General features: G+C 67.6%; 6 protein-coding genes. 1 reads left to right on the top strand and 5 read right to left on the bottom strand.

Features of this window, described 5'->3' with window-relative positions:
* Positions 1-10: 10 nt before the first annotated feature.
* Positions 11-9,556, bottom strand: coding sequence for a non-ribosomal peptide synthetase (locus PCA76_RS21295; RefSeq protein WP_272612245.1), 9,546 nt, complete (start codon positions 9,554-9,556; stop codon positions 11-13).
* Positions 9,549-20,039 (bottom strand): non-ribosomal peptide synthetase, encoded by a 10,491-nt coding sequence (locus PCA76_RS21300; RefSeq protein WP_272612246.1) that lies wholly within the window; start codon positions 20,037-20,039, stop codon positions 9,549-9,551. Before PCA76_RS21300 ends, PCA76_RS21295 begins: the two co-directional genes overlap by 8 nt.
* A gap of 419 nt (positions 20,040-20,458) precedes the next feature.
* Between PCA76_RS21300 and PCA76_RS21305 the strand changes: the two genes are divergently transcribed.
* On the top strand, positions 20,459-21,514 hold the full coding sequence (locus PCA76_RS21305; protein WP_272612248.1) for a Glu/Leu/Phe/Val family dehydrogenase: 1,056 nt from the start codon (positions 20,459-20,461) through the stop codon (positions 21,512-21,514).
* A gap of 3 nt (positions 21,515-21,517) precedes the next feature.
* Here PCA76_RS21305 and PCA76_RS21310 read toward each other — a convergent pair whose 3' ends face one another.
* The 3 genes from PCA76_RS21310 to PCA76_RS21320 all read right to left on the bottom strand — a co-directional run bounded on the left by PCA76_RS21310 (position 21,518) and on the right by PCA76_RS21320 (position 23,739).
* Positions 21,518-21,865: a MoaD/ThiS family protein gene (locus PCA76_RS21310; RefSeq protein WP_272612249.1), complete on the bottom strand. Its 348-nt coding sequence runs from the start codon at positions 21,863-21,865 to the stop codon at positions 21,518-21,520.
* Positions 21,866-22,079: 214 nt separating this feature from the next.
* Entirely contained in the window at positions 22,080-22,817 is a 738-nt protein-coding gene (locus PCA76_RS21315) for an ABC transporter permease (protein ID WP_272612250.1), read from the bottom strand.
* Positions 22,798-23,739 carry an ABC transporter ATP-binding protein gene (locus PCA76_RS21320; RefSeq protein ID WP_272612251.1) on the bottom strand — a complete coding sequence of 314 codons (942 nt, stop codon included), beginning with the start codon at positions 23,737-23,739 and terminating at the stop codon, positions 22,798-22,800. The genes PCA76_RS21315 and PCA76_RS21320 overlap by 20 nt, the downstream gene beginning before the upstream one ends.
* Positions 23,740-23,751 lie beyond the last annotated feature (12 nt).

The following is a 23,751-nucleotide window of genomic DNA, read 5'->3' on the forward strand; positions in this document are numbered from 1 at the left end:
AACGGCCGGGTCAGGGCAGCAGGAACAGCTCATCCGCATCCAGTTCCTCGCCCTCCGGGTCGGCCAGGCTCTCGTCGATGACCCGGGCGAGGGCGCCGAGGGTCCGGTTCTGGAAGACCATCGGGAGCATCAGCGACACGTCCCAGACGGCCTGGACCTCGGTGGCCAGGGACGCCACCAGCAACGAGTGGCCGCCCAGGGAGAAGAAGTCGTCATCGACGCCGACCCGGTCGACGTTCAGCAGCCTCGTCCAGATCGCCGCCAGGTCCTGCTCGGTGCCGGTGCGCGGCGCCACGAAGATCTCCCGCTGCTGCGCCTCGCGGACGATGTCGGCGAGTGACGGCAGGGCCTTGCGGTCGACCTTGCCATTGGCGGACAGCGGGAACTCCTCCAGCGCCACGAAGTGCGCCGGGATCATGTACTCGGGGAGTTGCTCGCTCAGGTGGTCACGCAGCTCCTCGACGGCGACCGTCCGGCCATCCACGGTGGTGTGGAAGGCCACGAGTCGTTTGTCGGTCGCGCTCGCCTCGTAGACCGTGATCAGGCAGGCCTGCAGTGCGGGATGCTGCGCCAGGACGGCTTCGATCTCGCCGACCTCGATCCGGTGCCCCCGGATCTTGATCTGGTTGTCCTTACGCCCGGCGTACTCGATGGCACCGTCCTCGCGGTAACGGGCGAGGTCACCGGTGGCATAGAGCCGGCCCGGCCCGAACGGGTTGGCCACGAAGCGTTCCGCGGTCAGGTCCGGGCGGCCGAGGTAGCCGCGGGCGAGCTGCACACCGCCGATGAAGAGCTCCCCGATCACACCGCCGGGCACCGGAACCATCGCCGAGTTGAGGACGTAGAGCTGGGTGTTGGCGACCGGCCGGCCGATCGGCACCGTGGTGGCACCCTCGACCCGGTGGCACTCCCAGTAGCTCACGTCTACCGACGCCTCGGTCGGCCCGTACAGATTGTGCAGGCGGACGCCGGGCACCAGGCCCAGGAAGCGGTCCTGCAGTTCCAGCGGAAGAGCCTCACCGCTGCAGACCACGTGCTCGAGGGTGCGGCAGCTGCCGGCCGCCGACGGGTGGTCGAGGAACGCCTGGAGCATCGACGGGACGAAGTGCAGCACCGTGATGCCCTGCCGCTCGATCGTCTCGGCCAGGTAGCCCGGGTCACGGTGCCCGCCGGGCAGTGCGACGTGCAGCTGGGCGCCGACGACGAGAGGCCAGAAGAACTCCCACACCGAGACGTCGAAGCTGTACGGCGTCTTCTGCAGAACCCGGTCGTGGTCGCCCAACCGGTAGGCGTCCTGCATCCACAGCAGGCGGTTGCTGATGCCGCGGTGCGACAGCATGGCGCCCTTCGGCTTCCCGGTCGAGCCCGAGGTGAAGATGACGTACGCCAGGTGGTCCGGGTGCACGTGGACGGCCGGCGGTTCGGTGCTCTCCCGCATCCAGGTGGCGCCGTTGCCGGAGAGGTCGAGGATCGGCACCCCGGACAGGTCGGCGGCCTCGACGACCTCGCGGGTGCGCGGCTGCACCAGGACGGCCTGCACCTCGGCGTCCCGTGTCATGAACGCGAGCCGCTCGGCCGGGTGGTCCGGGTCGAGCGGGACGTACGCCCCACCGGCCTTGAGGATGCCGTACAGGCCGATGACCATCTCAAGGGAGCGCTCGGCGCAGATGCCGACCCGCGACTCGGGGCCAACCCCGGCGCGGCGCAGCGCGTTGGCGAGCTGGTTGGCGCGCCGGTCCAGCTCGGCGTAGCTGAGCTGGCCGTCCTCGTACGTCAGGGCGATGCGGTCCGGGGTCCGTCGGACCTGCTCCTGGAAGAGTTCGGTCAGCGTCGCCGGGCGCAGCAGGTCGTCGCGCCCGGTGTCGTTCCACAGCTCCAGCCGCTGGTGGCGTTCCTCCGCACCGAGCAGCGCCAGGCCGGACACGGGAGCGTCCGGTGCCGTCAGCGCCTGACCGATCAGGTTCTCGAAGTGCTGGGCCATGGCGGCGATCGTGCGAGCCTCGAACAGGTCGGTGCTGTACTCGAAGGTGTACCGCAGTTCCCCGGCCGTCTCCTGCAGGCTCAGCCCCACGTCGAACTTGGCGACGCCCACGCCCTCGTTGGTGATTTCCCGAAGCCAGGCGGGCTCCGCCGGTTCGTCGGACAACTCCTTGAAGATCTTGTCCAGGCCGGTGAACATCACCTGGAAGACAGGGTTGTGGCTGGCGCTGCGCTCGGGCTTGAGTTCCTCGACGATCTTCTCGAACGGGATCTCCTGATGGCTCTGCGCATCCAGCAGCTTCCACCGGATCTGGTCCAGGACCTCGGCGAACGTCGGCTCACTGGTGAAGTCCACGCACAGGGCCACCGTGTTGACCAGGAAGCCGATCAGCGGCTCGGTTTCGATCCGGTTCCGGCTTGCGACGGGCACACCGATGACGACCTTGTCCTGCCCGCTGTACCGGGACAACAGCACCGCGAAAGCGCTGAGCACCGTGATGAACTCGGTCGTCTGGTTGTCGACGCTGACCTGCCGTACCTGGTGGCTCACCACGTCGGACAACGACCCGGAGTGGGTGGCGCCACGGAACTGCTGCACCGCCGGCCGCGGTCGGTCGAGCGGCAGGTTGATCAGCGTCGGGGCGTCGGCCAGCTGCTCCTTCCAGTAGTCCAGGTGCGGACGCAGCCGCTCCTCCTGGAGCCACTGCTGCTGCCAGGCCGCGTAGTCCGCGTACTGGACGGGCAGCTCCGGCAGCTGCGCCGGCTCGCCGGTCGCGGCGGCCTGGTAGAGCTGCCGCAACTCACGGTTGAACAGCCGGATCGAGTACCCGTCGACCACGGTGTGGTGGGCGCTGAACACCAGGACCGATTCGGTCGCGGTGAGGCGGACGGCCAGGACGCGCAGCAGCGGACCCTCGGCCAGGTCGAGCGGCTGGCCCCACCAGTCGAGGCCGAGCCGCTGCACCGCCTCCCGGGGACCTTCCTCGCCCGATGCCTCGGCCTCGGCCAGCTCGACTGCCGCCTCGTCGCCGATCACCTGCCAGACCCGACTGTCGTGCAGCCGGAACGTCGTACGCAGCGTCTCGTGCCGCATGATCAGCTCACGCAGAGCCGAGCGGAGGGTCTCCGTGTCCAGGGACTGCGGCCAGTGGAGCAGCCAGCCCACTGTGTAGAAGGCGCTGCCCGGGTTGAGCCGGTCCATGAACCAGAGCCTCTGCTGGTCGAAGGTGGTCGGCATCCACTCGTCACGCGGCACCGGCACCAGCGGTGCGGCCGGGTTCGCCTGCCGGCTCTCCCGCAGCCGTTCCAGTTCGGCCGCCACCCGGGCGATCGTCGGCTGGGCGAAGACCACCCGAACCGGCATCTCGATCCCGAAGGTGTGGCGGATGCGGGCGATCACCTGCACCGCGAGCAACGAGTGGCCGCCCAGGGCGAAGAAGTTGTCGAAGATGCCCACGGGTGTACGCCCCAGGACCTGCTCGAAGATCTGCACCAGCAGGGCCTCGGTCTTTGTCCGGGGCAGCGCGCCCTCCGCCACCGGCCCCGCCGACACCTCCTCCGGCATCGGCAGTGCGGCGCGGTTCAGCTTCCCGTTGCGGTTGAGCGGCAACTCGTCCAGGAAGACGAACGCCGACGGGATCATGTGCGCGGGCAGCTTGTCCGCGAGGTAGGCCCGTACCTCGTCAGCCTTGAGGAGCGCGCCCGCCACCGGGCTCGCATAGGCGACGAGTCGTTGGCTGGCGCCGTCGGGTAGGACCAGCACGGCGCAGGTGGTGACGTCACGGTGTTGCAACAGGGTGTTCTCGATCTCGCCGAGTTCGATCCGGAACCCACGGATCTTCACCTGATGATCAGCACGACCGATGAACTCGATACTGCCGTCGGGCAGATAACGGACCAGGTCACCACTGCGGTAGAGCCGCCCACCCGGCGTCCCGAACGGATCAGCGATGAACACCTCAGCGGTCAGATCAGGCCGGTTCAGATAACCACGAGTCAGACCCGCACCACCAATGTAGAGCTGCCCCGGAACACCAGTAGGCACAGGCTGCAGATTGGTATCCAGAACGTAAAGCTCAACATTGGTGATCGGCCGCCCCATATGCAACGTCGTCAGCCGCTCAGTGACCTGAGTACCAGTAGCGAAAACCGTCGTCTCGGTCGGCCCGTACACGTTGTAGAACGTTCGCCCCGGCGCCCACGCCCGCACCAGATCAGGACTGTAAGCCTCACCACCGACGAGCAGCGTCTTCAAATGAGGCAACGGCGGCTCCACCGGCAGCGTCGCCAACGCACCCGGAGTGAAATTCAAATTCTCGATCGCATGAGTCAACAACGCCTCATGCAGATCCGGGCCAATCATGTGCACACCTGGAGCAGGAATATGCACAGTCCCACCAGCCAACAACGGAGTAATGATCTCCCACACCGAAAAGTCGAAGCTGTAGGAAGCCACCTGCAAAACCCGCTGAGCACGAGCAACACCAGCCTGCTGCTGCTGCCACGGCATGACGTGATGCAAATTCCGGTGCGCAACCATCACACCCTTGGGCCGACCCGTCGAACCCGAGGTGTAAATAATGTAAGCCAAATTATCCGGACTCAAACCACTAACCGGAGCATCACAAGGCCCCTCACCCACCACGGTGTCCACCACCACCGTCTCCACCCCAAAACCAGCACCACTCACATCATCAGTCAGGACCAGACGCAACCCCGCATCCTCCACCAACAACGCAAGCCGATCAGCCGGATGACTCGGATCCAACGGAACATAAGCACCACCAGCCTTATTCACCGCCAGGATCGCAACAATCACCTCCAACGACCGCCGCACATGCAAACCCACCAGAACATCCGGACCCACACCCCGCGACTGCAAAAACACCGCAAGCTGATTCGCACGCCGATCCAACTCGCCATAACTCAGCTGCCGATCCCCCTGCACCACCGCGACCGCATCCGCAACCCGCCGGGCCCGCACCCCCACCAACTCATGCCAAAAACCAGAAAACCCCGGCACTGAAACCGACCGGCTCCACTCCCCCACCAACCGATCCCGCTCCACCCCCGGCAACATGGAGAGGACAGCGATCTGCTCCTGCGGCGCGTTGACCACCGAGTGGCAGAGCCGCCGGATGTGCGCGAGCATGCCCTCCACGACCGCGCGGTCGAAGCGCTGCGAGTCGTACAGGATGCTGATGCCGAGTTGCTTCCCCGGGTTGATCACCACGTTGAGCGGGAAGTGGGTGCGCTCCTCCGCGTCCACCACGTTGAAGCTCAGCGCGCTGTCCGGACGCGACTCGATCGGATAGTTCTCGAAGACGAAGAGCGTCTCGAAGAGCTGGCCGTCGGCCGCGATCTCGCTCCACTTCTGCACCTGCAGCAGCGGGCTGTACTCGTACTGCCGGGTCTGGGTGTTCTGCTCCTGCAGTTCCCGGCACCAGTCGAGCCAGCGGGCCCCGCCGGGCACCCGTACGCGGACCGGCAGCGTGTTGATGAACAGGCCCACCATCCGTTCGGCGCCCTCGAACTCCGGCGGGCGACCGGACACGACGGTGCCGAACACCACGTCGTCGTTGCGGCTGTACCGGCTGAGCAGCAGCGCCCAGCAGCTCTGCAGGACGGTGTTCAGGGTCAGATGATGTTGCTGCGCCATCACCTGCAACGCGGCGGACTCGTCCTCGTCCAGCGACACGGTGACCATCTCGGTGACGATCTCCGCGGGGGCGCCCTCCGGCCGGGGTTCCGGCTTCCTCTCGACGCTGAGCGCGGTGGCCTGCTCGACGCCCTCCAGGACGTCGCTCCAGTACCGTTCGGCCTCGGCCATGTCCTGTTCCTTCAGCCAGGAGACATAGTCGCGGTAGGGACGAACCGGGTGCAGGTCCGGCCGGCGGTCGTGGACGAGCGCGTCGTAGCACTCCACGACCTCGGCGAGCAGCAGGCTGTTGCTCCAGCCGTCGAGGATCGTGTGATGCGCGCTCAGCACGAGTTGGTGGCGGTGTTCGCCGGTGCGGGCGAGCAGGATGCGCCACTGCGGGTTCTCGTGCGGGTCGAAGCCGCGGATGCGGTCGCGCTGGAGGTGGTCGGCGAGGCGTTGCTGCTGGTCCTCGGCGGTTCCGGTGCGCCAGTCCTGTTCGGTGAGGGGTACGGGCACGTGCTGCCAGACGAGTTGCAGGGGGTCGTGGTCGGGAATGGACCAGAAGCTGGTGCGCAGGATGGGGTGGCGGCGCATGACCTCGGCCCAGCTCTGCCGGAACAGCTCGCCGTCGAGATCCTGATCGATCCCCAGGACGACCTGCACGTGGTAGAGGCCCTGCCCCTGGGCGTACTGGCTCTGAAACCGGAGGCCCTGTTGCAGGGGGGTCTGGGGATAGACGTCCTCGAGCGGGCGGGCCAGGCCGCTGTCGCGCCAGGCCGGGTGTTCGCGTAGCCCGTCGATCTCGCTCTGCGAGAGGCCACTGGCCGGCAGGTCGGACGGGCTGTAGTTGCTGACGTCGTCGCGGCGGGCGTCCTCGACGAGGCCGCGCAGGGCCTCCATCATGTCCCGCGCGATTCGCTCGATCGTCTCCGGCCGGTGCAGACCCTCGTGGTACGTCCACTGCAGCCGCAGCTCGCCGTCCTGGATCCGGCTCACGACGTCGATCAGATAGCGCCGCTCGTTTTCCGGCCCCACGTCGGCGCCGGTGGCCTCCGCTCCGGCCAGCGTCTCGTGCACCTCGCCCAGGTGGTTGAAGCTGATCTGGGCGGGGTTGGCGGTGAGGGCGGGGTGCGCGCGGGCGAGCAGTCCGTAGCCGATGCCGTTGCGGGGCCGCTGACGCAGGTGCTCCTTGGTGGTTCTCACATCGCCGGCGGGTAGCCGTAGTGGGCTGATCGTGGTGAACCAGCCGATGGTGCGGGTGAGGTCGATGTCGGGGTGCAGGTCCTCGCGGCCGTGGCCCTCGAGGTCGATACGGACGTGACTGCCGCCGGTCCACGCGGTGAGCGCGGTCGTGAGGGCGGCCAGCAGAGCGTCGTTGATGCGGGTCTGGAAGATGGCCGGTAGGTCATGCAGCAACGCGCGGGTGTCCTCGCCGCCGAGGGTGCTGTGGTGGGTGCGGCTACCGCCGACGGTGTTCGACGCGCCGTCGAGATCGACGGGCAACGGCGCGGTGGGCGCGACCTGCTCCACCCAGTAGGGCAACTCACTACGGGTGGTCTCCGAGTCGGCTTCCGCCCGCAGGTGCCGGGCCCAGTGCTGCCAGGACGTCGTCTTGGCCGCAAGAGAAGCCCCGGTGGCCAGAGCGGTCAGATCCTCCAGAAGGATCCGCCAGGACACGACGTCGATGACAAGGTGATGGGCCACGAGCAACAACCGGTCGGGACCGTCGTCGAGACCGGTGATCAGAACGGCTTTGAACAGCGGCGCCCGAGTGAGATCGAAACTGGTCTGGACCTCCTCGGCGATGCCAGCGAGGTCCGATCCACCCGCGGCAAGGTCGTAGACGTCCACCACAGTCGGCACGGCAGCGGCGATCTCCGCGTGCTCCCCGTCGGGGAAGAAGGCACGCAAACCATCGTGGTGCTCCACCAACTGCTCAAACACCCGCTGCCACCGCACCACCGGCAGACGAGCCGGGGCCGGCACCAACAACGCCTGGTTGAAGTGGTGCGGCTGGGCCAGATCCTGCGCGAAGAACCAACGCTGAATCGGAGTCAACTCGGTAGGCCCAGTCACCAGGCCCTGCTCAGCGATGACCCTCGTACTGTCATGACGAGTCACGACCGGCGCCAACTCGGCGATGCTCTGATGCTGGAACAACTGCTTCACCGTCAGATGCAACCCCACCTGCTTGGCCCGGAAAATCACCTGCAGACTGAGGATCGAATCACCACCGAGAGCGAAGAAATTGTCGTGCACACTCACCGGCCCACTCGCGCCGAGAACCGACTCCCAAATCTCCGCAAGCAACCGCTCAACATCGCTACGACCCGCGACATACTCAGCCTTCGCGGCACTCACACCCACATCCAGCGGCAACCCCGCCAACGCCCGCCGATCCACCTTCCCGTTCACGTCCAGCGGCAGGAGGTCGATGGGCACGAAGACGCTCGGCACCATGTAGCCGGGCAGCCCTTCACCCAGGAACAGCTGCAACGCCTCCGGGTCCACCGGCTCGCCGGCGACAACGTACGCGACCAGTCGTTTGACGCCCTCCTCCTCGTGCAGCAGCACAGCGGCGGCGCGTACATCGGGGTGTCGGGTCAGAGCATTCTCGATCTCGCCCAACTCCACCCGGAACCCGCGGATCTTCACCTGCGCGTCGATCCGCCCCAGGAACTCGATCGTGCCGTCGTTCAGGCGCCGGACACGGTCACCGGTGCGGTAGAGACGCCCGCCCGGCTGCCCGAACGGATCCGCGACGAACGCCTCGGCGGTCAGGTCGGACCGGCCCAGATAGCCGCGGGTCACCCCCTGCCCGCCCACGCACAGCTCACCGGGGACACCGACCGGCACCGGCTGCAGCCGGGAGTCGAGGACATAGAGCTGGGCGCCGGGGATGGCCCGGCCGATGTGGACTAGTTCCTGGTCCGCCGTGCACCGGGCGAGGGAGACGGCAACCGTCGTCTCCGTGGGGCCGTAACCGTTGAAGAATCCGCGGTCACCTGCCCAGACCCGCACCAGGTCCAGGGGGCAGGCCTCGCCGCCGACGCCAATGTTGCGCAGCGCGGGCAGATGCGCCGGCGGGAGCGTGGCCAGCGCCGAGGGCGTGATGCCGATGTTCTGGACGGCCTGCGCCACCAGGAAATCGGCGAGATCCGTTCCGATCATGCGCAGGTCGGCCGGCGGCAGGACGAGAGTGCCGCCGGACAACAACGCGGTGGAGATCTCCCAGACGGAGATGTCGAAGCTCAGCGACGTGCTCTGCAGGACCCGCTGCGGGTCGTCCCGGCCGTAGTTCTCCCGCTGCCACTCGACGAGGTAGCGGATGCCCCGGTGCGGGACCTGCACACCCTTGGGCTGCCCGGTGGAGCCGGAGGTGTAGATGACATAGGCCAGGTTGTCCGGGCTCACGCCGGCCCCGGGCGAGTCGTCGGGGAACTCGGCGAGCTTCGGCCACAGGGTTTCCAGGTCGAGCACCATGGCGTCGCAGTCGGGCAGCAGGCCCATCACGGACTGCTCGGTCAGCAGCACCCGCAGGCGGGCATCCGCGGCCATGTAGGCCAAGCGTTCACGCGGGTAGGTCGAATCGAGTGGAACATAGGCGCCGCCCGCCTTGAGGATCGCGAGGAGACCGACGACCATCTCCACCGACCGCGGCACGCACAGTCCAACCAGCGTCTCGGGGCCGACACCGTTCGCCCGCAGCAGGTGCGCCAGGCGGTTCGACCAGCGGTCGAGATCGGCGTAGCTCATCTGCGCGTCCCCGGCGACCAGCGCGACCCGGTCCGGGACTGCGCGCGCCTGTTCCTCGAAGAGTTCGTGGAAGCAGGCGGGTCGCTCCGCTTCCTGCTTGCGCTGCTGCAGGCGCAGGAGCAGCAGTTTCCGTTGCTCCGGAGAGAGCTGCGACAGTTGCTCAGGAAGGCGATCAGCCATCGGTCTCACTCTTCTCTGCGGCCGGCGTGGAGGCCTTGATCTGTGCCAGGAGCTCGCCCGCGGGCAACTCCTGGATCTCGGCGACTAGCTGTGCGAGCAGTTCCTGGTCGTCGGACTGGTCCCAGTGCAGAACCTGGCGCTGCTCCTGCTCGGTGAGCAGGGAGAACTGGGCCAGCGGCGCCTCCGGCGAGGCGGCCACCTGGGCGTACAGATGCTCCAGGTGGGAGAGCAGGCGCTCGACCGTCTCGCGGTCGAAGCGCCGCGGGTCGTACTGCGCGGTGATGTGCACCTGCCCGTCCTCAAGCGTGGCCACGACACCCAGTGGGTAGTGGATGCGCTCCTCGGAACGGGGCTTGCTGAGCCGCAGCGCCACATCGGGCACCTGTTCCACCGGGTAGTTCTCGAACACGCACAGGGTGTTGAACAGCGGGGCCACGGACGGGAGGCCGCTCCAGCGCTGCACCCGTTCCAGCGGGCTGTACTCGTACTGACGCATCTGGAGGTTCTGCTCCTGCAGACCACGCATCCACTCGCTCCACGGCATCGCACCGGGCAGGCGCACCCGCAGCGGCAGCGTGTTGATGAACAGGCCGGTCATGTGCTCGGCGCCGGCAAGCTCGGTGGGGCGGCCGGAGACCACCACACCGAAGACCACGTCGTCGGTGTCCTCGTACCGGCTGAGCATCAGCGCCCAGCAACCCTGAAAGATGGTGTTGAGGGTGATCCGGTGGTGGTGGGCGAGCTCCTGAAGGCGGTCGCTCTCCGCTCTGCCGAGCAGCCGGTCCACCTCTGCGTGGCTCGACCCCGGCACCCCGGCCGCCGCGACAGCCCCGCGACGTTCGATGCCCAGCGGGGCGGCCTCCTCGACACCGTCCAGCACCTCGCGCCAGTACCGCTCCGCCTGTGCCATGTCCTGGTCGGCGAACCAGGTGACGTAGTCGCGGTAGGGGCGAACCGGGTGCAGGTCCGGACGGCGATGGTGGACGAGCGCGTCGTAGACCTTCACCACCTCGGCGAGCAGCAGGGCGTAACTCCAGCCGTCGAGGATGGCGTGGTGCATGCTCAGCACGAGTTGGTGGCGGTGTTCGCCGGTGCGGGCGAGCAGGATGCGCCACTGCGGGTTCTCGTGCGGGTCGAAGCCGCGGATGCGGTCGCGCTGGAGGTGGTCGGCGAGGAGTTGCTGCTGGTCCTCGGCGGTTCCGGTGCGCCAGTCCTGTTCGGTGAGGGGTACGGGCACGTGCTGCCAGACGAGTTGCAGGGGGTCGTGGTCGGGAATGGACCAGAAGCTGGTGCGCAGGATGGGGTGGCGGCGCATGACCTCGGCCCAGCTCTGCCGGAACAGCTCCTTGTCGAGATCCTGATCGATCTCGTGCATCAGCTGTACGTGGTAGAGGCCCTGTCCCTGGGCGTACTGGCTCTGGAACCAGAGGCCCTGTTGCAGCGGGGTCTGCGGGTAGCAGTCCTCCAGGGGTCGGGCAAGGTCGCTGTCGTGCCAGGCCGGGTGTTCGCGTAGCGCGTCGATCTCGCTCTGGGAAAGGCCACTGGCCGGCAGGTCGGACGGGCTGTAGTTGCTGACGTCGTCGCGGCGGGCGTCCTCGACGAGGCCGCGCAGGGCGTCCATCATGTCCCGCGCGACCCGCTCGATCGTCTCCGGCCTGAACATCGCGGCGTCGTAGGTCCACTCCGTCCGCAGCTCGCCGTCCTGGATCCGGCTGACCACATCGATTCGGTACGCCCGGCGGTTGTCCGCGCCGATGTCCGCACCGACCGCCTCGTACGCCGCGGCGAAACTGCTCTGCCCGTCGAACGTCCCCAGGTGGTTGAAGCTGATCTGCGCGGCGTCGCCGGCGAGGGCGAGCAGTCCGTAGCCAATGCCGTTGCGGGGGCGACGATGCAGATGTTCCTTGACGCTCTTCAGGTGGTCGGCAGGCGTCCCGGCGGGCGCGGGTAGCCGTAGTGGGCTGATCGTGGTGAACCAGCCGATGGTGCGGGTGAGGTCGATGTCGGGGTGCAGGTCCTCGCGGCCGTGGCCCTCGAGGTCGATACGGACGTGACTGCCGCCGGTCCACGCGGTGAGCGCGGTCGTGAGGGCGGCCAGCAGAGCGTCGTTGATGCGGGTCTGGAAGATGGCCGGTAGGTCATGCAGCAACGCGCGGGTGTCCTCGCCGCCGAGGGTGCTGTGGTGGGTGCGGCTACCGCCGACGGTGTTCGACGCGCCGTCGAGATCGACGGGCAACGGCGCGGTGGGCGCGACCTGCTCCACCCAGTAGGGCAACTCACTACGGGTGGTCTCCGAGTCGGCTTCCGCCCGCAGGTGCCGGGCCCAGTGCTGCCAGGACGTCGTCTTGGCCGCAAGAGAAGCCCCGGTGGCCAGAGCGGTGAGATCCTCCAGAAGGATCCGCCAGGACACGACGTCGATGACAAGGTGATGGGCCACGAGCAACAACCGGTCGGGACCGTCGTCGAGACCGGTGATCAGAACGGCTTTGAACAGCGGCGCCCGAGTGAGATCGAAACTGGTCTGGACCTCCTCGGCGATGCCAGCCAGGTCCGATCCACCCGCGCCAAGGTCGTAGACGTCCACCACAGTCGGCACGGCAGCGGCGATCTCCGCGTGCTCCCCGTCGGGGAAGAAGGCACGCAAACCATCGTGGTGCTCCACCAACTGCTCAAACACCCGCTGCCACCGCACCACCGGCAGACCGGCCGGGACCGGCACCAACAACGCCTGGTTGAAGTGGTGCGGCTGAGCCAGATCCTGCGCGAAGAACCAACGCTGAATCGGAGTCAACTCGGTAGGCCCAGTCACCAGGCCCTGCTCAGCGATGACCCTCGTACTGTCATGACGAGTCACCACCGGCGCCAACTCGGCGATGCTCTGATACTGGAACAACTGCTTCACCGTCAGATGCAACCCCACCTGCTTGGCCCGGAAAATCACCTGCAGACTGAGGATCGAATCACCACCGAGAGCGAAGAAATTGTCGTGAACACTCACCGGCCCACTCGCGCCGAGCACCGACTCCCAAATCTCCGCAAGCAACCGCTCAACATCGCTACGACCCGCGACATACTCAGCCTTCGCGGCACCCACACCCACATCCAGCGGCAACCCCGCCAACGCCCGCCGATCCACCTTCCCGTTCACGTTCAACGGCAGGCTGTCCAGCACCGCGAACACGCCGGGCACCATGTAGCCGGGCAGCCGCTCGCCCAGGAATTTCTGCAGGTCGGCGATCGTCGAGGACCCCGTCAGCTCCAGATAGGCGACGAGTCGTTGGCTGGCGCCGTCGGGTAGGACCAGCACGGCGCAGGTGGTGACGTCGCGGTGTTGCAACAGGGTGTTCTCGATCTCGCCGAGTTCGATCCGGAACCCACGGATCTTCACCTGATGATCAGCACGACCAATGAACTCGATACTGCCGTCGGGCAGATAACGGACCAGGTCACCACTGCGGTAGAGCCGCCCACCCGGCGTCCCGAACGGATCAGCGATGAACACCTCAGCGGTCAGATCAGGCCGGTTCAGATAACCACGAGTCAGACCCGCACCACCAATGTAGAGCTGCCCCGGAACACCAGTAGGCACAGGCTGCAGATTGGTATCCAGAACGTAAAGCTCAACATTGGTGATCGGCCGCCCCATATGCAACGTCGTCAGCCGCTCAGTGACCTGAGTACCAGTAGCGAAAATCGTCGTCTCGGTCGGCCCGTACACGTTGTAGAACGTTCGCCCCGGCGCCCACGCCCGCACCAGATCAGGACTGTAAGCCTCACCACCGACAAGCAGCGTCTTCAAATGAGGCAACGGCGGCTCCACCGGCAGCGTCGCCAACGCACCCGGAGTGAAATTCAAATTCTCGATCGCATGAGTCAACAACGCCTCATGCAGATCCGGACCAATCATGTGCACACCTGGAGCAGGAATATGCACAGTCCCACCAGCCAACAACGGAGTAATGATCTCCCACACCGAAAAGTCGAAGCTGTAGGAAGCCACCTGCAAAACCCGCTGAGCACGAGCAACACCAGCCTGCTGCTGCTGCCACGGCATGACGTGATGCAAATTCCGGTGCGCAACCATCACACCCTTGGGCCGACCCGTCGAACCCGAGGTGTAAATAATGTAAGCCAAATTATCCGGACTCAAACCACTAACCGGAGCATCACAAGGCCCCTCACCCACCACGGTGTCCACCACCACCGTCTCCACCCCAAAACCAGCACCACTCACATCATCAGTCAGGACCAGACGCAACCCCGCATCCTCCACCAACAACGCAAGCCGATCAGCCGGATGACTCGGATCCAACGGAACATAAGCACCACCAGCCTTATTCACCGCCAGGATCGCAACAATCACCTCCAACGACCGCCGCACATGCAAACCCACCAGAACATCCGGACCCACACCCCGCGACTGCAAAAACACCGCAAGCTGATTCGCACGCCGATCCAACTCGCCATAACTCAGCTGCCGATCCCCCTGCACCACCGCGACCGCATCCGCAACCCGCTCGGCCCGCACCCCCACCAACTCATGCCAAAAACCAGAAAACCCCGGCACTGAAACCGACCGGCTCCACTCCCCCACCAACCGATCCCGCTCCACCCCCGGCAACATCGAGAGGCTCTTGACCCGCTCCTGCGGCCTGGCCGTCGCCGACTCCAGCAGCACCTGGAAGTGGTCGGCCATGCGCTCGACGGTGTGCTCCGCGAACAGGTCGGTGCTGTACTCGAAGCCCAGCCGGAGCCCCGCGTCGTCCTCCTGGATCATCAGCACCAGATCGAAGCGGGCCACCCGCAGGCTCATGCCCTCCTCGACCATCTGACGCATCCACGGCTTCACCTGGACCGCTTCGGGGAGGTGCTCCAGCAGCGGCAGGCTCTCGTCGGCCACCATCACCTGGAAGATCGGGTTGTGGCTGAGGGCGCGCTCCGGGCGCAGCGCCTCGACCACCCGGTCGAACGGCACCTCCTGATGGCTCTGCGCGCCGAACAGCTGCCGGCGGATCTGCAGCATCACCTCGGTGAAGGTGGGGTTGTCCCGCAGATCGACACGCAGCGCCACGGTGTTGACCAGGAAGCCGATCATCGGCTCCAGCTCCACCCGATGGCGGTTCGCGATCGGGGCGCCGATCACCACCACGTCCTGCCCGGAGTAGCGGGACAGCAGCACGGCGACGCCGGCCAGCATGGTGATGTAGTTGGTCACCTGGGTGTCACCGCTGATCCGCCGGACCTCACCGGTCAGGTCGGCGGATAGCTGACGCCGCAGGAAAGCCCCCTGGTAGCGCTGCACCTCCGGCCGTGGGAAGTCGGTGGGCAGGCTGAGCTGTTCGGGTGCGTCGGACAGTTGCTCGCGCCAGTAGTCGAGGTGGAAGGTCAGCCAGTCCTCGTCCAGCCAGTGCCGCTGCCAGGCGGCGTAGTCCGCGTACTGGACCGGCAGTTCGGGCAGGCCCGCGGGGACGTCGTCGGCCAGCGCCTGGCAGATCTGGAGGAAGTCCCGGCCGAACAGCCCGATTGAGTACCCGTCGAAGACGGCGTGGTGTGCACCGAAGGCCAGGATCTGCTCGGTCTCCGAGAGGACCACCAGCATCGTCCGCAGGAGCGGGCCGGACTCCAGGTCGAACGGCTCCGCCCACCACTGCCGGATCACCTCCTGGGCCTGCCGTTCCCGCTCGTCGGCATCCACTACGGACAGGTCGACGACCGGCAGGTCGAGGTCCCACTGCTCGGCGACGACCTGCAACACCTGTCCGTCGTGTTCCCGGAAGGTCGTCCGCAGGGTCTGGTGACGGCGCAGCATCTCGTGCAGACCGGACCTGATGACATCGCCGGGTATGGTCGCCGGCCACGGGATCAGCCAGTTGACGGTGTAGAAGTTGCTGTCCGGGTGCAGCCGATCCAGGAAGAACAGCCGCTGCTGCTCGAAGCTGGCCGGCGACGGTGCGCCGCCCGCTGCAGGGGTCAGCGGTGGCAACCGCAGGGGCTGCCGCTCGTCCTGCAGTCGCTGCAACTCGGGGGCGAGGCGCGCGATGGTGGTCAGGTCGAAGAAGCTGTGCACCGGGAGTTCGATGTCGAACACCTGCCGGACACGTGCCGCCAGTTGCACGGCCAGCAGCGAGTGACCGCCCAGGGCGAAGAAGTCGTCGTGGACCCCGATCGGGGCGCGCGCCATGACCTGCTCGTAGATCGACACCAGCAGGGCCTCGGTGGTGTTACGGGCGGGCAGGTGACCGGCGGACCCGGCCGCCCGTGCGGTACCCGCCAGCGGAAGTGCCTTGCGGTCGAGCTTCCCGCTCGCGGTGACCGGCAGGGCGTCCAGGACGGCCAACTCGGACGGCACCATGTAGTGCGGCAGCCGTTCCTGCAGGTACGCCGTGAGCCGCGGGATCAACCGGGCCTCGACCTCGGCCCGCAGCGGCTGCCCGGCGTAGCGCTGCCAGTCGTCGTCACCGCCGGCCTCGGCCCGGTCGACGAACTCCTCCTCGTTGACCTGACCGACGGCCGCGTCCGCGTCGGTGAGCAGCACGGTGTAGGCGCCGTCCACGCCGTGACCGGTCCAGTCGATCGTCGCGTGATAGCCGAGCTGGCCGGCTAGCTCCGCCAGATCCTCCGGGTCGACGCCGTCGGCGTCCGGCGCTCCGGCGCGCCACTCTCCGACGGTGTCCGGGCCGGTGTCCCCCTTGATCCATCGCAGGGCCGCCGTGGCCTCCGCGACACGGAGGTTGGGAATGTCGCGCAGGCGCAACCGGGCCGGGCGTTCGGCGGTGAGCATCTCGCGTAGCGCGGAGAGCGTGAGGCCGTTGGCCGGCCAGTCCCGCTCCGGTGCCGGCGGTGCCGGTGCCGCGGGTTCGCCGACGTGCAGCACGACCTGGTACCGGAACATCGTCAGCTCGTTGTGGTGGCGTCCGCGCTTCGGCCGGATTTCCACCCGGTTGACGCGGCCGGTGCGGGCTGCCCAGGCCCGAAAGAACGCTGGATCGAGCGTCAGCTCCTTCTCCTGCTGAACACGCTGGCGCACCATCTGCCGGACGGCGTGCCGATGCTGGGCCGGCTCTCCGGCACGGCTCAGCTCCACGCTGGCGTGGAACGCCTCCAGCAGCGGCAGGCTCCGCACGTCGCCGACGATGATGCGGCCGCCCTCGGCGACCCGGTCCAGTGCCCCGTCCAGGACGCGCAGCAGGTAGTGGACGTCGGGGAAGTACTGGATGACGGAGTTGATGAGGACGGTGTCGACCTCGCCGATCGGCAGGTCGCCGAGCGCGTGTGCCGGGCGCTGGAGCAGCGTGACGGTCTGCCGGTTGTGCGGCACCTCGTCCAGGCGGCGCTGTAGCGACTGGAGCACCGTCGACGAGAAGTCCGTGCCGCAGTAGCTGCGGCACTCCCGGGCGAGCGGGACCAGGAGAAGACCCGTGCCGCAGCCCACCTCGAGAATCGACTGCGGCCGGTACGCGCGTACCAGGTCGAGCGTGTCCTGCCGCCACGCCTCCATCTCGGCCAGCGGGATGGGCCGGCCGGTGTAGCTGCTGGTCCAGCCCGAGTAGTCGGCGCCGTCCTCGGTGGGCGTCGTGTCCAGCTCGTCGAAGCTGTCGTAGACCTGCTGCCAGTGGTCGAGCCGGTCGTCGTGCAGCGAGAGGTCGTCGTCCTGGACGGCGGCCTGCGCCTCCAGTGGATCCAGCACGAGGTAGGACGCGAGGGAGGCGCCGCCCGGCTGGTCGTCGCGGACCAGCGTGGCCGCGGTCCGTACCGCCGGGTGGCGGCTCAGCACGGCGTCGATCTCACCGAGCTCGATGCGGTAGCCCCGGATCTTGACCTGCGAGTCGGTCCGGCCCAGGAATTCCATGTTGCCGTCGGGCCGCCAGCGGGCCCGGTCACCGGTCTTGTAGATCCGTGCGCCCGGCTCGCCGTCGCACGGGGACGCGATGTACTTGCCGGCGGTGAGCTGCGGGTCCCCGGCGTAGCCGAGGCTCAGGCACGGGCCGCCGATGTAGAGGTCACCGGGCACGTCGACCGGGCAGGGTTGCAGGCTGCCGTCGAGAATGTAGTACCTGGCGTTCTGGATCGGCTTGCCGTACGGGATGCTCGTCCACGCCGGGTCGACCTGGCCGATCGGGAAGAAGTTCGACCACACGGTGGCCTCGGTGGCGCCGCCCAGGCCGACGACCTGCACCCGAGGGAACGCGGCCCGCAGGAGGTCCGGCGAGTTGACCGGGATCCAGTCGCCGCTCATGAAGATCAGGCGCAGCGCGGTCGACACGACGCTGTCCGCCGGGCCTCCGGCCGCAGGCAGGAACGGCACGAGCTGCATCAGGGCGGCGGGCGCCGAGTCCCAGAAGGTGATCCGCTCGGTCGACAGGATCTCCAGCAGCCGGGTCGGCTCCTGGATGTCGGCGCGGGAGGCCAGGCGGATCGAGCCGCCGGCCGCGAGGATGCCGAAGATGTCGTACACCGACAGGTCGAAGCTGAGCGACGTGATGAACAGGATGCGGTCGTCGGCGTTGACCTCGAAGGTCCTGTTGACCCACTCGATCAGGTTGATCACCGGCCGGTGCTCGACCATGACGCCCTTCGGCGTGCCGGTCGAGCCGGAGGTGAAGATGACGTACGCCAGGTCCTGCGAGGTTCCCCGCACGGGAAGGTCTTCCTGCGGCCGGAGTTCCAGGTCGGCCCGCGTGTGCAGCTGGTAGGGCGCGGCGTCCAACGTGTCCGGGCTCTCGGTGTCGGCCTCGTCCAGGCACACCAGGTGCGCGAGCCGGGGCAACGGGTCGGCGGTGCCGATCGCGGGGAGCAGCGCGTGCTGGGTCAGCACACAGGTGATGCCAAGCGAGTCGATGATCCAGTGCCACCGTCTGACCGGGGCGTTCGACTCGATCGGCACGTAGGTCCCACCGGCTTTGAGGATGCCGAGCAGGGCGGGAATCATCTCCGCGGAGCGCTCCATCAGCACCGCGACGAAGGAACCCGGCCCGATGCCGAGGCTCACGAGGTGGTGCGCGAGCCGGTTGGCCTGCCGGTTGATCTCCGCGTACGTCCATTCGTGGTCCTGAAAGAGCAGCGCCGTGGCGTCCGGCGTACGGCGTACCTGCTGCTCGAAAAGTTCGTGGATGCACGACTGCCCGGAGTACGGCGCCGCAGTGTCGTTCCACTCGCGCACGAGCCGGTGGTGTTCGTCCTCGGAGAGCGGGGACAACCGTCCCACCGGAGCGTCCGGCACGGACACCAACTCGCCGCAGATCCGACGCAGGTGCCCCACCATCGCTGCGGCGGCGCCACGGTCGTAGCGCCCAGTGTCGACGTGCAGGGTGACCGTGGTCTCGGCGCCCAGGGTGACGACGAGATGCAGCGGGTACGGAGCGCGGATCTCCTCCTGCCGCCCGGTCATCGTCAGCGCCGACCCAGAGGGCTCCCGGGGCTCCTCGTTCACGGAGACGACGCTGTCGAACAGGGCCTTGCCAGGGCCGATCCCGCTCCACTGCTGGATCATCAGCAGCGGGCTGTGGCCGTACTGCTCTATCTCGGCGTACCGCTGCTGCACGCCGCGCATCCACTCGCCCCATGGCGTGGACTCCGGAACCCGTACGCGCAGTGGCAGGGTGTTGATGAACAGGCCCGTCATGCCGTCGGCGCCGGGTACCTCGGCCGGACGCCCGGCGACGGTCGCGCCGGCGACGACGTCGGCGGACCCGGTGTACCGGCTCAGCAGCAGTGCCCAGCCACCCCGGAGCAGCGTGGCGAGCGAGACCCCGTGCCGCTCGCCGACGGCTGTCAGACGTGCCGTCTCGTCCTCGCTGAGCACCAGGCTCACCTGGTCGTACATGTCGAGCATGGCCGAGGGGGCCGGTTCCTCACCGGCGCGGGCCCTGCGTTCGAACGGCAGGGGCGCGGCCGGCTCCACCGCCGCCAGATCGGTACGCCAGAAGCGCTCAGCCTCGGCGAGGTCCCGATCACCCAGCCACCGCACGTAGTCCTCGTACGGCGTGACCGGCCGAAGGTCCGGGGTGGTGCCCGCGGTCAGATGCCCATAGTGTTCCGCGACCTCGCGGAGCACGATCGACTGGCTGATTCCGTCCAGGACGATGTAGTGCAGGCTCCAGATCAGGCGAGAACGCTCGTCGGCCAGGCGCGCGACATGCAGGCGCCACAGCGTCGGATCGGTGAGTGGGAAACCCTGGTCCAGGTCCTTCTGCCGGTACGACGCCGACCGGTTCCGCTGCTCGTCAGCGCTCAGCTCACGCCAGTCCTCGACGACGAGCGGCACGTCCACCCGCCGGTCGACCACCTGCTCCGGGGTCTGCCCCTGCAGGTTCCGGAAGCTCGTCCGCAGAGCGGAGTGCCGTTCCACGACCTGCTGCCAGCTCCGGCGGAACGCGTCGACGTCGAGGTCCTGCTCGATCAGCAGTTCGATCTGCACGTGGAACAGCCCGCGAGTCGTCCCGAAGGCGCTCTGGAACATCACCCCCCGTTGCGTGGGAGTCATCGGGTGACGTGCTGCAACAGTTTCCTGAGTCATTGCGGATCGGACACCTTTGCTGCCGTTTCACCTGCATCCACAGGCGCTCTGGGTGTGGTGCCGACGAATCGCTAATTAATTCTTCGGCAGCTCGGATCGTATGTGCAGGCGTTTTCCGCACGCCGTCTGTCCACACGGCACACAGCATTTCTCCTGCATTCCATCGCACGGCCGGCCGACGATGGATCGGAATTTCGCCAGAGAAATCGCGTCCCACTATATGGCGGAAGGGCTGACGTTTGGCACGGCCTCTGTGGCCATACCCGATCGGCGCGGTCTGGCCAGGGCCGGACGGCTACCAGTATCCGATTGGCTAGCTTGACGCTGGCTCCATGACATCGGGAACAGTGAGAAACTCACGCCGCACTAGACACGGGAAGTGAGTCATGGGCGTATTCGCCGACATGTCCGGACCGGACACGGGCCACGAGCAGCTGGTGTTCTGCCAGGACAAGCGCACCGGCCTGCGGGCCGTCATCGGGATCTACTCCACGGTGCTGGGCCCGGCACTGGGCGGCACCCGCTTCTACCCGTACGCCAGCGAGGACGACGCTGTCCGCGACGTGCTCGAACTCTCGCGCGCGATGGCCTACAAGAACGCGGTCGCCGGCCTGAACCTGGGCGGCGGCAAGGCGGTCATCTGGGGTGATCCTCAGGAGGTCAAGACCGAGGCCCTGATGCGGGCATACGGGCGGTTCGTCGACTCGCTGAACGGCCGCTACTACACCGCCTGCGACGTCGGCACGTACGTCGCCGACATGGACGTCGTCGCCCGCGAGACCCGCTTCGTCGCCGGCCGCAGTGTCGACCACGGCGGCGCTGGTGACTCCTCGATCCTCACCGCCTGGGGCGTGTTCCAGGGCATGCGGGCCGCAGCCGAGCACGTCTGGGGCACCACCTCGCTCGCCGGCCGCCGGATCGGCGTGGCGGGCCTCGGCAAGGTCGGCAAGCACCTGACGGCGCACCTGCTCGACGACGGCGCCGCCGTGGTCGCCACCGACGTCGACGAGCGTGCGCTGTCCTGGGCCCGCGCCACGTATCCGCAGGTCGATCTCGTCGACGACTCCACAACCCTGAGCAGATCCGACATCGACGTGTACGCCCCGTGCGCGCTCGGCGGTGCGCTGGACGACGAGACAGTGCCGGCGATGCGGGCCAAGGTGGTCGCCGGCGCGGCCAACAACCAGCTCGCCCACCCCGGTGTCGACAAACTGCTCGTCGACCACGGCATCCTCTACGCGCCCGACTACGTGGTCAACGCCGGCGGAGTCGTCCAGGTCGCCGACGAGATCGACGGGTTCGACTTCGAGCGGGCCAAGCGGCGGGTGACCCGGATCTTCGACACGACACAGCAGGTCATCCGGTTGGCTGAGACCGAGGGGGTCCCGCCCGGAGCGGCCGCTGCCTGGCTGGCCGAGCGCCGCATGGCCGCCGGCGCGTAGCGCTCAGTCCTTTTCGTGCGCCATCGTCTCCATGGCCCACAGGCCGTTGAGGGCCGCGGCGGCGGCGAGGCCCATCGCCCCGCCGGCCAGGGCCGGGCTGATCGTCACGGTGTCGCCGTCACGGATGGTGGCCTGCAGCCCGCCGAGGCCTCGGACGTCGTGGTCGTTGACGTACACGAGCACCAGGCGGCGGAGCGCGCCCGTCTCGGTGACCATGCGATCCCGGACGCCGGCGTAGCGGGCCTCCAGATCGCCCAGCAGATCGGCGAGGGTGCCCCCCGATCCCTCCACGGTCCTGGCGCCGCCGGTGCAGCCCCGCAGCATCGTGGGAATGTGAACCTCGACAGGCATGACAACGCTCCCCTGGAATTCTTTCGAAGGTTCCGCTGCTTTTTGCGCGCGGTTCGCACGGTATTTCCATTGCCATTACATCGTCCCATTGGTTCGGCCGGCGGAAACGCTAGCCATTCGGCTAGCCCGACCGGCGCTCCCTATTCAGCAAATTGCTGCGGACGGCCTCCTTCTCGGAGACCGCCCGCAGACATGTGGCAATTCCTTCAGTCGGTCACGGCCGACGGGTCATGATGCGCAGCGTGAGGGCAAGGCCTACAACACACCACACGGCGAGAACGAGGAACGGCGTGGCGCTGATCCCGTCTGCCGGCACCGTCAGCGTGCTGCGCACGGCTTCCGCCATGTACTGAAACGGCAGCGCCTGATGCACAGCCTGCAGCCAGCCGGGCAGCCGCTCGGCCGGGAAATTGATGGGCGAGAACATCAGCGCGATGAAGACGATCAACTGGGCCAACAGGCTGGCGAGCGCGGCCGGGGCGGCATAGGCGATCGCGTAGCCGATGGCTGTCGCGGTGAGGGCGACGAGCAGGATCGCCGGCACGACCGCCGGGCTGATGTTGAGATCGAGGTCGAAGCGCAGCGTCGCGGTCAGCAGCGCCAGCGCCAGGCCAGGCAGGGAGGTGGCCAGCCAGATGCTGACGTCAGCCGCCAGGATCGCCGATCGGGGCACGGGGAGTGTGCGGTTGTACTCGAAGGTCCCCTCGGTCTTCGCCGTGGCGATCATCTGCGGGGCGAGGACCATGCCGACGGTGATCAGGCCGAGCGTGGGAGCACCGGTCGACAGGTAGAGGGCGGTGGTCTTGTCCACCTCCGGCATGAGGAACGAGAAGCCGATCACGATCCCGACCGCGAGCATGGTCTGGATGATCAGCATCAGCGGGAGCATGAATTTGAGCCGGAGCATGCTCCAGCGCAGCAGCAGCAGGTAACTACGTAGCCATCGAAACATCGTCGGCCTCCTTTGCAGTGGTCGTCAGGCCGACGTAGATGTCTTCCAGGCTGATCGGATTGAGGGCGAACTGCACGACCTCCTCGGAGGCGAGCAGGTGCTGTGCCCACTCGATCGCCTGCTGCGCGGACACGGTGGCGACCGGTACGACCATGCGGTTCCCGGCCACAGTGGGAGGACCGGCCCAGCCGGGAAGGGCAGGCGGCTGGCCCTTGCTCAGCGTGAGGTCCAGCAGGAGGTCTCCGGAAGCGCGGACCCGCAGCTCGGCGGGGGTGCCAGTGGCCGCGATCCGTCCGTGGTTGAGGACTGTGATGCGGTCCACGCTGCGCTCCGCCTCGGCAACGTTGTGGGTGACCAGAATGATCGCGCAGCCGTCCGTCGCGAGCCGCCGGATCTCCCGCCACATCAGCCGTCGCCGCACCGGGTCGACGTCGTTGGTCGGCTCGTCCAGCATGACCAGGCGGCCCGGCTCGACGACGGCCATGGCGAACGCGGTCAGCCGCCGGACCCCACCGGACAGGCGCTCACCCGGCACGTCGGCCCACTCGCCGATGTTCAGGGCGGTGACGAGATGTTCCAGCCGTCGACGGACCTGCTGCCGGGAGCCGCCGCGGATCCGGCCCAGCGTGTCGATGGCCTGGCGCGGCGTGACCCCGTTCAACGGGGCATGAGCCTGAGGCTGCAGGGAGCACGACCGCCGGGCGAACGCCGGATCCTTGACGACGTCATGGCCGTCCAAAAGGATCTGCCCCTCGGTGGGCTTAACCAAGCCGGCGACCTGATTGACCAGAGTGGTCTTGCCGGATCCGTTGTGGCCCAGCAGGGCCAGTATCTCGCCCTCGGCGACCTGCAGCGACAGCCGGTCGTTGGCTTTAACCCCCCGTCTGTACACCTTGGTCAGACCGTCGATCTGCAGCAGCATCCCGTCTCCCTC

The organism is Micromonospora sp. LH3U1, from assembly GCF_028475105.1.
GTDB lineage: Bacteria > Actinomycetota > Actinomycetes > Mycobacteriales > Micromonosporaceae > Micromonospora.

What these genes read in the sequence shown, in the direction of transcription:
- PCA76_RS21295 (WP_272612245.1), bottom strand. Translation starts at nt 9,556, where the DNA reads ATGGCTGATCGCCTTCCTGAGCAACTGTCGCAGCTCTCTCCGGAGCAA.
- PCA76_RS21300 (WP_272612246.1), bottom strand. Translation starts at nt 20,039, where the DNA reads ATGACTCCCACGCAACGGGGGGTGATGTTCCAGAGCGCCTTCGGGACG.
- PCA76_RS21305 (WP_272612248.1), top strand. Translation starts at nt 20,459, where the DNA reads ATGGGCGTATTCGCCGACATGTCCGGACCGGACACGGGCCACGAGCAG.
- PCA76_RS21310 (WP_272612249.1), bottom strand. Translation starts at nt 21,865, where the DNA reads ATGCCTGTCGAGGTTCACATTCCCACGATGCTGCGGGGCTGCACCGGC.
- PCA76_RS21315 (WP_272612250.1), bottom strand. Translation starts at nt 22,817, where the DNA reads ATGTTTCGATGGCTACGTAGTTACCTGCTGCTGCTGCGCTGGAGCATG.
- PCA76_RS21320 (WP_272612251.1), bottom strand. Translation starts at nt 23,739, where the DNA reads ATGCTGCTGCAGATCGACGGTCTGACCAAGGTGTACAGACGGGGGGTT.